The 11,927-nt window shown below is 68.1% G+C and carries 16 protein-coding genes; 12 read left to right on the top strand and 4 right to left on the bottom strand.

The genetic code is table 11. The features are described 5' to 3' along the window. The first annotated feature begins 2 nt into the window (after positions 1–2). Positions 3–1,727 carry a hypothetical protein gene (locus L1088_RS03615; protein WP_234553755.1) on the top strand — a complete coding sequence of 575 codons (1,725 nt, stop codon included), beginning with the start codon at positions 3–5 and terminating at the stop codon, positions 1,725–1,727. 42 nt (positions 1,728–1,769) lie between these two features. Continuing rightward, entirely contained in the window at positions 1,770–2,975 is a 1,206-nt protein-coding gene (locus L1088_RS03620) for an MFS transporter (RefSeq protein WP_234553756.1), read from the top strand. Here L1088_RS03620 and hemB read toward each other — a convergent pair. Further along, complete coding sequence (gene hemB, locus L1088_RS03625) at positions 2,972–3,952, bottom strand: porphobilinogen synthase (protein ID WP_234553757.1); 981 nt, start codon at positions 3,950–3,952, stop codon at positions 2,972–2,974. The genes L1088_RS03620 and hemB overlap by 4 nt on opposite strands. Before the next feature lie 30 nt (positions 3,953–3,982). Between hemB and L1088_RS03630 the strand changes: the two genes are divergently transcribed. Genes L1088_RS03630 through L1088_RS03655 form a run of 6 tightly spaced genes read left to right on the top strand, consistent with a single transcriptional unit; the run spans position 3,983 to position 6,317 of the window. Continuing rightward, positions 3,983–4,300, top strand: coding sequence for a YbaB/EbfC family nucleoid-associated protein (locus tag L1088_RS03630; RefSeq protein ID WP_038047852.1), 318 nt, complete (start codon positions 3,983–3,985; stop codon positions 4,298–4,300). 47 nt (positions 4,301–4,347) lie between these two features. Then, a complete protein-coding gene (recR, locus tag L1088_RS03635; protein WP_234553758.1) occupies positions 4,348–4,932 on the top strand; it encodes a recombination mediator RecR in 585 nt (194 codons plus the stop codon). Positions 4,933–4,981: 49 nt separating this feature from the next. After that, complete coding sequence (locus tag L1088_RS03640; RefSeq protein ID WP_234553759.1) at positions 4,982–5,368, top strand: roadblock/LC7 domain-containing protein; 387 nt, start codon at positions 4,982–4,984, stop codon at positions 5,366–5,368. Further along, positions 5,356–5,685, top strand: coding sequence for a roadblock/LC7 domain-containing protein (locus L1088_RS03645; protein WP_038047858.1), 330 nt, complete (start codon positions 5,356–5,358; stop codon positions 5,683–5,685). Before L1088_RS03640 ends, L1088_RS03645 begins: the two co-directional genes overlap by 13 nt. A 21-nt stretch (positions 5,686–5,706) precedes the next feature. After that, positions 5,707–6,054: a roadblock/LC7 domain-containing protein gene (locus L1088_RS03650; RefSeq protein ID WP_234553775.1), complete on the top strand. Its 348-nt coding sequence runs from the start codon at positions 5,707–5,709 to the stop codon at positions 6,052–6,054. Further along, positions 6,051–6,317 carry a DUF3467 domain-containing protein gene (locus L1088_RS03655; RefSeq protein ID WP_234553760.1) on the top strand — a complete coding sequence of 89 codons (267 nt, stop codon included), beginning with the start codon at positions 6,051–6,053 and terminating at the stop codon, positions 6,315–6,317. The genes L1088_RS03650 and L1088_RS03655 overlap by 4 nt, the downstream gene beginning before the upstream one ends. Before the next feature lie 64 nt (positions 6,318–6,381). On the opposite strand, the gene L1088_RS03660 is transcribed toward L1088_RS03655, so the two are convergent. After that, positions 6,382–8,190 (bottom strand): S9 family peptidase, encoded by a 1,809-nt coding sequence (locus L1088_RS03660; RefSeq protein WP_234553761.1) that lies wholly within the window; start codon positions 8,188–8,190, stop codon positions 6,382–6,384. 71 nt (positions 8,191–8,261) lie between these two features. Between L1088_RS03660 and L1088_RS03665 the strand changes: the two genes are divergently transcribed. From L1088_RS03665 to L1088_RS03680, 4 genes are read left to right on the top strand one after another with little or no spacing between them, the layout of a single operon-like run. Next, the gene (locus L1088_RS03665; RefSeq protein ID WP_234553762.1) at positions 8,262–8,990 is read left to right on the top strand and encodes a Nif3-like dinuclear metal center hexameric protein; all 729 of its coding nucleotides are present in this window, start codon (positions 8,262–8,264) and stop codon (positions 8,988–8,990) included. Next, positions 8,987–9,583 carry a dTMP kinase gene (tmk, locus tag L1088_RS03670; protein ID WP_038047866.1) on the top strand — a complete coding sequence of 199 codons (597 nt, stop codon included), beginning with the start codon at positions 8,987–8,989 and terminating at the stop codon, positions 9,581–9,583. Before L1088_RS03665 ends, tmk begins: the two co-directional genes overlap by 4 nt. 7 nt (positions 9,584–9,590) lie before the next feature. After that, on the top strand, positions 9,591–10,043 hold the full coding sequence (locus tag L1088_RS03675; RefSeq protein ID WP_234553763.1) for a DUF192 domain-containing protein: 453 nt from the start codon (positions 9,591–9,593) through the stop codon (positions 10,041–10,043). After that, entirely contained in the window at positions 10,043–10,492 is a 450-nt protein-coding gene (locus L1088_RS03680) for a DUF192 domain-containing protein (protein ID WP_234553764.1), read from the top strand. The genes L1088_RS03675 and L1088_RS03680 overlap by 1 nt, the downstream gene beginning before the upstream one ends. A gap of 95 nt (positions 10,493–10,587) precedes the next feature. On the opposite strand, the gene L1088_RS03685 is transcribed toward L1088_RS03680, so the two are convergent. Together L1088_RS03685 and L1088_RS03690 are read right to left on the bottom strand one after the other, a co-directional pair. Next, the gene (locus tag L1088_RS03685) at positions 10,588–11,523 is read right to left on the bottom strand and encodes a prohibitin family protein (RefSeq protein ID WP_234553765.1); all 936 of its coding nucleotides are present in this window, start codon (positions 11,521–11,523) and stop codon (positions 10,588–10,590) included. Positions 11,524–11,574: 51 nt separating this feature from the next. Further along, positions 11,575–11,796: an FmdB family zinc ribbon protein gene (locus tag L1088_RS03690; RefSeq protein ID WP_234553766.1), complete on the bottom strand. Its 222-nt coding sequence runs from the start codon at positions 11,794–11,796 to the stop codon at positions 11,575–11,577. Positions 11,797–11,927 lie beyond the last annotated feature (131 nt).

An 11,927-nucleotide genomic window follows, 5' to 3' on the forward strand; every position in this document is an offset into this window, starting at 1 on the left:
GCGTGGAGCACCTGGCCGACCTGGTGGACCTCTACGAGTACCGGGTGGAGGACCTGGTGGCGGGGCGCGTACCCAAGGGAGGGAAAAAGGCCCTCCTGCAGCTACGAGCCTTCCTGGCCCAGTCCCGCCTCCCCGGCCCCCTGGCCAAGCGCTTCCGCCAGGCGGACGCCCGCTTCCGGGCCCTGCGCCCAGCTTCCGAAACACCCCCCCCTCCCCTGGACCTCCCCACCCTAATCCCCCCGGAGCCCGCCGAACCCGAAGCCCCCCAGGGAGCCTCGGCCCTGCGGGCCATCGCCCTTAAGGTGTGGCGCCTCCACGCAGGGCGGGAGCTCAAGGCAAGGGCCAAAGACCTCCTCTTGGGGCGCCGGGAGGAGCTTCGGCTCATCCACGCCTTCCTGCAGAACTACCTGGACTACCGGGAGAAGGAGGGGTTCAAGCGGGACTTCAACCTCTCTCGCTTCGTCCCCACCCATTCCATCCCCTCCCTTTCCGACAGCCTCATGGACCTCGAGGACCCCAAGGTGGCCGAGGCCCTGCTCCAGGAGTTCCTGGAAACCGCCCTGCACCTCCCCCAAGACCTCCCCCTACCCCCAGAGGAAACCCGCACCTACCTCCGCCGCTTCCTGAACCGCATCCTGGAGTGGGAGGAAGCCTACGGCCTGCCCCCCAAGCGGGACCTGCTGGCCCTGAGGCGGGCCCTGGAGGAAGCCAGGCGCCTGGGGGCGGCCGCCCAGGAGGTGGCGAGGCTGGAAGAACGCCTCAAGCGGGAGGCCCAGGAGGAAAGGCGGCGGGAGCTCCTGCTGGAGGAGGAGAGGCGGCGCTTTCGGGTGGCCATGGAAAAGGTGCTTGGCCTCCTCAACCTTCTTCCCGTCCCCCAGGGGGAAACCCCGTGGCCGCAGGTACCCGAGCCGGGAAAGGGGGAAGAGGGCCTCCTGACCCTGACCCTCAGGCCCGGCCGGATCCCCTTGGGCCCCCTCACCCTCACCCTGAGCCAGGTGGAGGGGATCTGGCACCTGGGTTTGGCAGGGCAGGACCACCCTCTGGAGGCGGGGGAGGACACCTTGGTCCTGACCTGGGAAGACCTCGAGGTCTGGGCGGTGCGGGAGGGGGACCTGCTCCACCTGCGGCTGGAGGCCAGGAGCGGTCTCCGCCTTTACGAGCTCCTCTCCGAGGGGCGGGTGCTGGCCCTCCTCCTCAACCCCAGCGGGGACTACGCCTACCTCCGGCTTCTCCGGGCCCTCTCCGCCCGGCTCAAAGGGGAGTTCAGCCCCCAGGCCTTCGGCCGGGAGCTGGCGGAGAAGTACCGCCAGGCCCCCCTCGAGGCCCTGCAAGACTTCGCCCGCAAGGCCCTGGAGCTGGCCCTGAAGCGCCTGGGGCCCAGCGACCCCGAACCCCTCCTACGGGAGGTGGGCCAGGCCCTGGGGCTCGAGGGCCAGGCCCACACCCTGGCCGAGGCCCTCAGAGAGTACTTGGGGCGCCGCCCCCCCACCCGGGAAACCCTGGGCGGGGAGGTGCACTTCCTGACCCTGACGCCCGAACCCTTGGCCTTGAAGGTGGGCCCCATCGTCCTCTCCTTGCGCCTGCGGGAAGACGCGGTCTACGTGGGCCAGGCAGGGGAGGTGCCCCAGCGCCTCAAAGACCTCCTGGTCTACCGCCTGCCCGAGGGCGCCGTGGTCCTAGCCCGGGACGGCCAGCGGCTGGCCTACCTGGTGATGGGAACCCCTTGACCTTCCACCGCTACTTGGTATAATCCCCGGGAAAGGTGGTTTATGAAAGCTCTACGGCATGCGCCCTTCGCTCGCCTCATCTTTTCCTACCTGGTTTCCCAGGCGGGGAGCAAGATCCACCGGGTAGCCCTTCTGGTCCTCATCTACCTGCTCACGGAGAAGGCCATCTGGGTCTCTTTGGTCCTGGGGGTCCAGCTTCTGGGCACCGTGCTCTTCTCCCCCCTCCTCTCCGCCTGGGCCGACACCCAAGACCGCAAGCGCCTTCTCGTCTGGTCCGACCTCCTCCGGGCCCCCCTGGTGGCCCTCATCCCCCTGCTGGGGGCCAAAAGCCTCCCCATCCTGCTCTTCCTGGTCTTCTTGATTGAGCTTCTGCGGGACCTGCACGACCCCATTCAAAACGCGGTGGTCCCCGACCTGGTGCCCAAGGAGGAGGTGGACGAGGCCAACAGCCTCATCCTCTTGGCCGACCGCCTTTCCGAAGTCCTCTTCGTAGGTGCGGCGGGGGTCTTGGTGGCGGCGGTGGGTCCAGCCTTCGCCTTCTACCTGGACGCGGCCACCTACCTGGCCTCGGGGCTCATCCTGGCAGGCCTCCCCCCCCTTAGGCCGGAGAAGCTTTCCAAAGCGGGCTTCCTCGCCCGGGTAAAGGAGGGCCTAGGGCACCTCGTCCGCCACCCCACCATCCGCCGGGCGGTGGGCACTCTCTTCGCCGCCGCCGCCTTCGGCTCGGTGGAAACCGCCTTAGGGGTGGTGCTGGCCATCAAGTGGCTCAAGGTGGGCTCGGCGGGCTTCGGCTTCATGGAGGCGGCCATGGCCCTGGGGGCCATCCTGGGGGGCCTCGCCCTCCCCCACCTCCTGAGGCGCATCCCCAGGGAGAGGCTCTTCCTCTTAGGCCTTTTGCTCTTTGGGATCTTCGAGGCCTCCATCGGGGCCTTCCCCTTCTTCGCCTGGGTGCTCCCGGCCTTCTTCATCAGCGGCTTCCTCAACATGGCCTTCATCGTCCCCGCCCGCTCCATCCTCCAGCTCAACACCCCGCAGGAGATGCGGGGGCGCATCTTCGCCGCCTTCGGCGCGGTGATGAACGCCGCCGTCCTCATCGGCACCATGCTGGGAGGCGCCTTGGAGGGGCTCATCGGCGCCCCCATGGTCTTCCTCCTGGCGGGGGCCATGGTGAGCCTGGCGGCGGGCTACACCCTCCTTACGGGAGGCATCCCCGCCCCCAAGGAGGCCCGCCAGACCCAGGGCGCTTAGGCCTCCTTGAGCCAGCGGGCCGCCTCCAGGGCGTAATAGGTGAGAACGCCCTGGGCCCCAGCCCGCCTCAAGGCGTAGAGGCTTTCCAAAACCGCCCGCCTTTCGTCCAGCCAGCCCCTGAGGCTGGCCGCCTTGAGCATGGCGTACTCCCCGGAAACCTGGTAGGCGAAGAGGGGCTTGGCGAAGCGCCCCTTGAGGGCGAAGAGCACGTCCAGGTAGGGCAGGGCGGGTTTGACCATGAGGAGGTCGGCTCCCTCGAGGTCGTCCAAGTGGGCTTCCCTTAGGGCGTCCCAGAGCCCCGCCCTGGGGTCCATCTGGTAGCCGGTGCGGTCCCCGAACTGGGGGGCGCTTCCCGCCGCCTCGCGGAAGGGGCCGTAGAAGGCGGAGGCGTACTTGACCGCATAGGAAAGGATGGGCACATGGGCGAACCCCCCCCGGTCCAAAGCCTGCCGGATGGCCTTAACCTGCCCGTCCATCATGGCGCTGGGGGCCACCACGTCCGCCCCCGCCTGGGCCTGGGAGAGGGCGGTCTTGGCCAGGAGCTCCAAGGTGGCGTCGTTGTCCACGTAGAAGCCCAAAGGGCCCTCCCGCACCACCCCGCAGTGGCCGTGGTCGGTGTACTCGCAGAGGCAGGTGTCGGCCATGACCAGAAGCTCCGGCACCTCCCGCTTGAGGAGGCGGATGGCCCGCTGCACGATCCCCTCCTCCGCGTAGGCCCCGTGGCCCAAGGGGTCCTTGGCCTCCTCGGGCAGAACCCCAAAGAGGATGACCCCGCCCAGGCCCGCCTTCAGGGCCAGCTCCCCCACGCGGGGGAGGTCCTGTAGGGGATGGCGGAAGACCCCGGGCATGGAAGCCACCTCCTCGGGCTCCCCCGCCTCCTTGACGAAGAGGGGCAGGATGAGGTGGCGGGGATTAAGGTCCACCTCGGCCACCAAGGGGCGCAACAGGGGGGAACGAAGCCTTCTTGGGCGCTCCATGCCTTCCACTATACTCATGGGGGAGGGAGCATGAACCTGCAGAAGCTCTTGAAGGAAGCGCAAAAAGCCCAGAAGAAGGCTGCGGAGATCCAAGAGCGGCTGGAGACCATGACCGTGGTGGGCATGGCCCAGGGCCTGGTGGAGGTGGAGGCCAACGGCCACGGCAAGATCCTGGCCCTGCGGCTCAAGCCCGAAGCCCTGAAGACCTTCGCCGACGACCCGGAGGGCCTGGAAGACCTTCTCCTGGTGGCCATCCAAGACGCACAGAAGAAGGCCCACGAGCTCTCGGAAAAGGAGATGAGTCGGGAACTGGGGGGCGTGGGGCAGATGTTGGGGAAGCTCTTCTGAAACCCCGCCAGGGCTAGCGCCCTGGCGGGGGCCCCGGGAAAGAACGCATGAAGTACCCCGAAAGCCTCCTGAAGCTGGCCCGCGCCCTCTCCCGCCTGCCGGGGGTTGGCCCCAAGACCGCGCAGAAGCTGGCCCTGCACCTGGCCTTCCACCGGGAGGAGGCCTTGGAGCTGAAAGAAGCGCTTCAGGGTCTGGAACGGCTGAGCACCTGCCGCCTCTGCGGCAACCTGGCGGAGGGAGAGCTTTGCCCCATCTGCCAGGACGAAAGCCGCGAACGCTCGGTCCTGGCGGTGGTGGAGAGCGTTTCCGACCTCTTCGCCCTGGAGCGGAGCGGGGAGTTCCACGGGCTTTACCACGTGCTGGGGGGGGCCTTGAACCCCCTGGAGGGGGTGGGGCCCAAGGAGCTCAACCTAGAAACCCTCTGGCCGAGGCTGGCAGGGGTGAAGGAGGTGGTGTTGGCCACCTCCATGACCGTGGAGGGAGAGGCCACCGCCCTTTACCTGGCGGAGGAGCTCAAGCGCCTTGGGGTGAAGGCTACCCGGCTGGCCTACGGCCTGCCCGTGGGGGGCAGCCTGGAGTACGTGGACGAGGTGACCCTGGGCCGGGCCCTCGAGGGGCGCAAACCCGTCTGAACCAGCCCGCCATGGGGGCTTGGGAGAGGGCATGGCTAGAAGGCCGAACATGGAGGAGCTTCTGCAAGGCCTATTGGACCGGGTGGAGGGGTCCTTCGCCGCGGCCATCGGCACCCTGGACGGGCTCCTGGTGGAGGGGGTGCGGCGAAAGCGGGTGGATCTCGAGGCCGCCATCGCCGAGCACGCCGCCCTGTTGCGCCAGGCCCGGACAGCCTACGCGGGAAGCCTCGGCACCCCCAGGGTGCAGGAGCTCCTGGTGGCGGGGCACCCCGTGGTAGGCTATGCGCGCATGGTGCGCGCCCTCACAGGCCCCAAACCCCGGGAAGACCTCTTCCTCCTTCTGCTTTTGGGGCAGGAAGCCAACCTGGGCCAGGCGCGCCTGCAGACGGCCAGGACCGCGGAAACGCTAGCGGAGGTGGTGGGATGGCTTACCTAGAGAGCCTGGCCCCCCTGGGGGTCCGGCGGGCCGTACTCACGGGTCTGGACGGACTGGTGATCGAAGCCCTGGGCCGCGGGAACCCCCCGGCGGAGGTCTTGGCGGCAGAGCTGGCCTCCTTGGTGCGGCACATGACCCCCTTGGCCGAAGCCCTCTCCGGGGAGGTACGCCGCTTCACCCTGGCCACGGAAAACCAGGAGGTGCTGGCCCTGCGGGTGGGGGAGTACATCCTGGGGGCGGTGATCGAGCGGGGGATGGACCGCAAGGCCATCGGCCAGGAACTCTCCCGCATCGCCCTGCAGGTGCAGAGCCTCTGATGCTTGGTATAAGGAGGCATGGTGGAAGAAGCCCTGCAAGAGCTCAAGGCCACCAAGGGGGTTCAGGTGGCCGCCCTCCTCAGCGAGGACGGGTTCGTGGTGGAAGAGGTACGGGAAGCCAACGCACCCGAGACCGGGTCCCTCTCCGCCCGAGCGGCCACGGTGCTGGGCACCGCCAAGGCCCTGGCCCAGACCCTGGGCCAGGAGCGGGTGGAAGAGGTCATGGTAGAGTACCCGGAGGGGGCTCTTCTCCTGGTGCCCTTGCCTGGCTATCACCTCCTCGTCTTCCTGGACGGGGTGAGGAGCCTGGGGCGGGTGCGCCTGGCCCTGAAGAAGACCCTGCCCAAACTCGAGGAGGCCCTGGCATGAACGAACTGAAGCTGGACATCCAGATCGACAAGGACGTGGCCCTGGGGCGCTACACCAACCTGGCCCTGATCGCCCACACCAAAAACGAGTTCATCCTGGACTTCGCCCTCCTGCAGCCCCAGGGAGGAGCCATGGTGGTGAGCCGGGTGATCACCAGCCCGCAGCACGCCAAGGCCCTTCTTCGGAGCCTGGCGGAGAACGTAGCCCGCTACGAGGAAACCTTCGGCCCCATTCCCGAGCCGGTGGCCGAGAACCAGGCCTGAAACCCCGTCGGCACGCTGCCCCACGCCCCCTAAAGGGGGCGTGGGTTTTGCTCTCGCCAGGGGGCTAAAGGTTTTCTCGCCACCAGTCTAGGTAAGCCTTAAGCCGAGCCACGCGGCGGTCGGGCCGACCGGAGCGGGAAAGCTCGTGGCCTTCTTCCGGCACCCGGAAGAAGCGGGTCCTCACCCCCAAGTGGAGGAGGGCGGTGTACCAGGTTTCCCCCTGGTCGATGGGGCAGCGGTGGTCCTGCTCGGAGTGGACCACCAGGGTGGGGGTCCGCACCTGATGAACCAGGCGCAAAGGGCTCTTCTCCCAAAGCACCTCCGGCCTCTCCCAAGGCTTGGCGGAAAGCTCCAGGAAGGTGAAGCGGGGACCGATGTCGCTGGCCCCGAAGAAGCTCAGCCAGTTGCAGATGCTCCGGTCGGTAACCGCCGCCCGGAAGCGCCCGGGGTGGCGGGCGGTGAGCCAGTTCACCATGTACCCTCCGTAGCTTCCCCCGGCCACCCCCACCCGGGCGGGGTCCAGGGGAAAGCGGGCGAGGACGTGGTCCAAAAAGCCCAGGAGGTCCCGCTCGTCCTTTTCCCCCCACGCCCCTTCCAGGAGGGCGAAGTCCTGGCCGTAGCCGGTGGAGCCCCGGGGGTTGGCGAAGGCCACCGCGTACCCCGCCTGGCGGAAGACCTGGAGCTCCAGCATGGGCGCCCGGCCGAAGGCGGTGTGGGGCCCCCCGTGGATGTAGAGGATGACCGGGTGGGGCCCTAGCCCTTCCGGAAGCAGAACCCAGCCCGGCACCCGGTGGCCCTCGGGGCTCGCCCACTTGGTGTAGACCGGCTCGGCTAAGGGGAGGGCAACCTTCTCGTTGGGGTCGAAGACGCCCAGGGGCCCCTCGAGGCGGGCCGGGCGGGTGAAGTCCTCGGTGAGGAGGAAAAGTCCTCGCTCCGTGGGGGCGAAGGCGAGGACGCTCCCCCCTGCGGGCAGGGCCTCGGCCTTCCCGGAAAGGTCCACCCGGTAGAGCCGGGCCAGGCCCGCCTCGGTGCGCACCACGTAGACCCCGTCGCCGCCCCACCTGGGCCCTTGGGGGTGGGCGCCGTAGCGCAGGTCGCTGTTCACCGAGTTCAGGAGGCTTCCCTCCAGGAGCACCCGGGCCTCCCCGCCCCGCAGGTGGTAAAGCCGGGCCTCCGTGCCCCCGCCCCGCTCGAAGGCGTGGCCCAGGAAGAAGAGCCCCTCCGGGCTCCACTCCAGGGCGAAGATGGGGCCCACCCCCCCGTAAACCCTTTCCAGAACCCCATCCCGCAGGAGGTAGAGGGTGTCCCGCCCCTCCGCCTGGGCAAGGACGTCCTCCGCCATCACCAGGTAGAGCCCCTCGGGGGCGAAGACCATCTCCTTGGGGGCGGGGTAGCGGTCCAGAAGAAGGCGCTTCTCCCCTTCCTTCCAAAGGTAGAGCGCCACATTGCCCTCGGGCAGGAGGCCGCGCCCGTCAAACTTGAAGGGCCAGCCCTGGTAAACCCGGGGGCTACCGGGCTTGGGCGCCTCCTTCAGGGCCAAAAAGGCCACCTCCCCCCCGGGGGAGAGGGCGTAGTCCAGAACCCCCGGGGTTTCCGTGAGCCGCTCCGCCTCGCCCCCCCGGAGGTCCAGGCGGAAGAGCTCCTGGGCCTCTCCCACCTTGCGCAGGAAGTAGGCGTAGGGGTGGGCGTAGCGGGGCTTTTTGGCCTCCTCCTGGGTGAGAAAGCGCAAGGTGCCGTCAAAAAGGGCCAGCCTCGAGCGGTACCGGGGCGGTTCCCCCGGCACGATGTCGGTGAGGAGGAAGAGGGGAAAGCCCTCAGGGCCAGGGGTCAGGTCGGAGAGGAAGCGGAGCTTAAGGAGGAGTTCCGGTTCCATGCCCCCATGATACTGACCGGTCATTCGCCAAGCCTGGCGTCCCCCGCCCCCGGCTGGGTAAGCTAGGCCCCATGGACCGGGACGAGCTGGTGCGCTACCTGGACGCCTACCTGCGGATCAAGGACTTTCCCCAGGACCCTTCCCTCAACGGCCTGCAGGTGGAGGGCAAACGGGAGGTGCGCAAGGTGGGGACGGCGGTGGACGCCGCCGAGGCCATCTTCCGCAAGGCCCTCGAGGAGGGGGTGGACTTCCTCCTCGTCCACCACGGCCTCTTCTGGGGCAAACCTTTCCCCATCGTGGGCCACCACAAGCGCCGCCTGGAGCTCCTCTTCCAGGGGGGGATCAGCCTCTACGCCGCCCACCTGCCCCTGGACGCGCACCCTGAGGTGGGCAACAACCACGAGCTGGCCCGGGCCCTGGGCCTCGAGGCCCTGGAGCCCTACGACGTGGGGGTGAAGGGGCGCTTTCCCCTCCCCACCCCCCTGGTGCAGGTGGCGGACCGGCTGGGCCAGCTCACGGGCATGACCCCCCTGGTGCACCAAGGGGGAAGCGACCGGGTGGAGACCGCGGTCATCGTTTCCGGTGGGGCGGCGGGGCTCGTGGAAAAAGTGGAGGCCGACCTCTTCATCACCGGGGAGCCCAAGCACAGCGTCTTCCACGAAACCTTCGAGCGGGGCTTGAACGTCATCTACGCCGGGCACTACGACACCGAGGTCTTCGGGGTGAAGGCCTTGGCAAGGCATCTAGAGGCCCGCTTCGGTCTGCCCTGGGTCTTCCTGGACCACCCCACGGGGCTATGAGGGGGGTGTTCCTGACCCTCGAGGGCCTAGACGGCTCGGGCAAGTCCACCCAGGCCCACCTCCTCCAGGGCTTCCTGGAGGGGCAGGGGCTTAGGGTGCGCCTCACCCGGGAGCCGGGCGGAGGGCTTCCTGGCGTGCGGGACCTCTTGCTGGGTACGGAGCTTTCGCCCGAGGCGGAGTACCTCCTCTTCAGCGCCGACCGGGCGGAGCACGTGCGCAAGGTGGTTCTCCCCGCTTTAGAGGCGGGGTTTTGGGTGGTCTCCGACCGCTACCTGGACTCCAGTCTGGCCTACCAGGGGTATGGCCGGGGCCTATCCCTTCCCTGGCTCCTGGCGGTGGCCCAGGAGGCCACGGGGGGCCTAAAGCCCAGGCTCACCTTCCTCCTGGACCTGCCCCCGGAGGAGGCCCTAAAACGGGTCAAGGACCCCGACCGCTTGGAAAGGCTGGGCCTCCCCTTCTTCCAGAGGGTGCGGGAGGGCTACCTGAGGCTGGCCGAGGCCGAGCCCGAGCGGTTTCGGGTCCTGGACGCCCGCAAGCCCGTGGCCGAGGTGCAGGCGGCCATCCGGGCGGCTCTCCTCCCCCTTCTGCCATAATGGCCCTATGCGCCCTCTGGCGGTCCTCCTCCTAGGGCTTTGGGCCTTGGCCCAGGGGCTCACCTTTCCCAAGAGCACCCTCTACGTGGAACAGGGGGGCAAGCGCCACCTCCTCAAGGTGGAGGTGGCCGACACCCCCGAGCGCCAGGCCCAGGGCCTGATGTTCCGCAAGGCCCTGGCGGAGGACGAGGGCATGGTCTTCCTCTTCCCCGCCCCCACCAACGGCGGCTTCTGGATGAAGAACACCCTCATCCCCCTCTCCATCGCCTTCTTTGACCGGCAAGGGGTCATCCTGCGCATCCTGGACATGGAACCCTGCCGGGCCGACCCCTGCCCCGTTTACTACCCCCTGGCGGTCTATCAGGGGGCCCTCGAGGTCAGCCAAGGCTGGTTCGCCCGGCGCGGCCTCACCCCCGGGGCCCGGGTGGGAGGTGAGGCCCTCAAGCTCTGGCCCAAGTAGTGGAGCGCAACCCCCTTTTTCCCCTCGCGGCCTTTGCCCTTTTGGTGGTGCTCTCCGTCTTTTCCTTCATGGGCTACCTCCTGGCGGCAAGGCGGCTCCAGCCCCCACCCCCCACGCAACGGGTGGTGGTGGAAACCCAAAAGGGCCCCCGCGCCCTCCAGGCCCCGCTGGCCCGCTCCCCCGAGGCTTGGAGCCGGGGCCTGGGGGTGCGGACCGAGGAGCTGGAAGCACTTCTGTACCTTTTCCCCGAAGCCACCGACGCCCCTTTCAGCACAGCGGGCTACCGCTTCCCCGTGGTTCTAGCCTTTCTAGACGCCCAGGGCCGGGTGCTCAAGGTGGTGCGTCTGACGCCCGGGGAGGTCTACACCCCGAGCCTGGCTTACCGGGGGGTGCTGGAGGTGCGGGAAGGCCTTTTGGAGCTCTCCCCAGGGGACCGGGTCTTGCCCTAAGCGTCGGCACGCCAAGGTCGCCCTCTCGGCCAAAGCTAAGCTACCTTGCCCGTGGCCTTTCTGGCCCCCCATCTGGCGCAAGCCCGACGGGGCGCTCAGCGGCCCTGTCCGCCCCCCTGCAGGCCCCGGAGGTCCAAAAGGAAGTTCCCCGTGCTGGGGACAAAAACCGTCTGCACCCCGGGGGCCAGCTTCTCGGCGAAGATGAGCTGGACCACCTCAGGGGCTGCCTTAAGGGCCCGGCCCCGAAGCTCGATGGCCTTGGCCTCCCCCTCCGCCCGCAGGATGGCCGCGTCCCGCTCCCCTTGGGCCTCGATCACCCGCCGCTGGGCGGCGATCTCCGCCTGCTTGCGGCGGTTGATCTCGATCTGCACCTGCTGCTCGGCGGTCTGCTTCTCCTCGATGACCTTGGCCACGGTCTCCGGGATGCGGATCTCCCTGAGGAGGACGGAAACCAGCTCGATGTGGTACTGGCGGAGCGTTTCCTCGAGGCCCTGGATCACCGAGGTTTCCAAAGCGGTGCGTTGGGTGCTGATAAGCTCGGCGGCGTTGTACTGCCCCACGGCGTCCCGCACCTTGGAGCGCACCTGGGGCACGATCAGGGTTTCCAGGTAGTTGGGCCCGACCTCCTGGTGCAACTTGGCCGCCCGCTCCTTGAGGATGCGGTACTGCACCGTGACGTCCACCCCGATCTCCAACCCCTCCTTGGAGCGGGCGCGGATGGAGGTGTCGGCCCGGCGCTCCCCCTCATGGGGCGCGGAGAGGGTCACCTCTTTGACCCGGGCGTCGTAAAGGATCACCTGCTGCAGGCCCGGAACCACGAAGTGCACCCCCTCGCCCAAAGGGGCGGGCTGCACCCCCTTGAGGATGTTAAAGACCACCCCCACGTGCCCCGCAGGAACCACCACGAAGCTATAGCTCAGCACCAGGAGCAAAAGCCCCACCCCCAGGAGGGGAAACGCGTACGCCCGTTTGGGGCTAAAAAGAACCCCCACCCCCAAGACGACCAGCACCAAGGCCACCAGGTCTAGCATGAAAAAAGTATAAGGCCCGAAGCCCTGGCTTCGGGCCCAGTGGTTTCTCCTCTACTCCTTGGACTCAGAACCCTCGGACTTGGAGCCGGAGTCCTTCTTGGCGTAGTCCTTCACGTGCCACCCCGAACCCTTGAAGATGATGGCAGGGGGGGTGATCACCCGCTTCAGGGGCTCTCCCGTTTCGGGGTGCGCCCTGAGGGGTTCGTCGTGGAAGCCCTGCTCAAACTCGTAGTAGTTGCCCGTTTCCAGGCCCTTGTAGACGTAGACCGGCATACCCTACCCTCCTGTTAGGGCATTTTGACACTCATACCTCTTGAGTGTCAAGGGCGGGGGTGGTACTGAGCTCCCCCTTTGAGTTCAGACAAAATGGGGCTGTATGAGGAGCTTGCCGTTTGGACCGGAGG

This window comes from Thermus caliditerrae, assembly GCF_021462525.1.
Classification (GTDB): Bacteria; Deinococcota; Deinococci; order Deinococcales; family Thermaceae; genus Thermus; species Thermus caliditerrae.

Coding starts and splice junctions, on each gene's coding strand:
- L1088_RS03620 (WP_234553756.1), top strand. CDS start 1,770: ATGAAAGCTCTACGGCATGCGCCCTTCGCTCGCCTCATCTTTTCCTAC.
- hemB (WP_234553757.1), bottom strand. CDS start 3,952: ATGGAGCGCCCAAGAAGGCTTCGTTCCCCCCTGTTGCGCCCCTTGGTG.
- L1088_RS03630 (WP_038047852.1), top strand. CDS start 3,983: ATGAACCTGCAGAAGCTCTTGAAGGAAGCGCAAAAAGCCCAGAAGAAG.
- recR (WP_234553758.1), top strand. CDS start 4,348: ATGAAGTACCCCGAAAGCCTCCTGAAGCTGGCCCGCGCCCTCTCCCGC.
- L1088_RS03640 (WP_234553759.1), top strand. CDS start 4,982: ATGGAGGAGCTTCTGCAAGGCCTATTGGACCGGGTGGAGGGGTCCTTC.
- L1088_RS03645 (WP_038047858.1), top strand. CDS start 5,356: ATGGCTTACCTAGAGAGCCTGGCCCCCCTGGGGGTCCGGCGGGCCGTA.
- L1088_RS03655 (WP_234553760.1), top strand. CDS start 6,051: ATGAACGAACTGAAGCTGGACATCCAGATCGACAAGGACGTGGCCCTG.
- L1088_RS03660 (WP_234553761.1), bottom strand. CDS start 8,190: ATGGAACCGGAACTCCTCCTTAAGCTCCGCTTCCTCTCCGACCTGACC.
- L1088_RS03665 (WP_234553762.1), top strand. CDS start 8,262: ATGGACCGGGACGAGCTGGTGCGCTACCTGGACGCCTACCTGCGGATC.
- tmk (WP_038047866.1), top strand. CDS start 8,987: ATGAGGGGGGTGTTCCTGACCCTCGAGGGCCTAGACGGCTCGGGCAAG.
- L1088_RS03675 (WP_234553763.1), top strand. CDS start 9,591: ATGCGCCCTCTGGCGGTCCTCCTCCTAGGGCTTTGGGCCTTGGCCCAG.
- L1088_RS03685 (WP_234553765.1), bottom strand. CDS start 11,523: ATGCTAGACCTGGTGGCCTTGGTGCTGGTCGTCTTGGGGGTGGGGGTT.
- L1088_RS03690 (WP_234553766.1), bottom strand. CDS start 11,796: ATGCCGGTCTACGTCTACAAGGGCCTGGAAACGGGCAACTACTACGAG.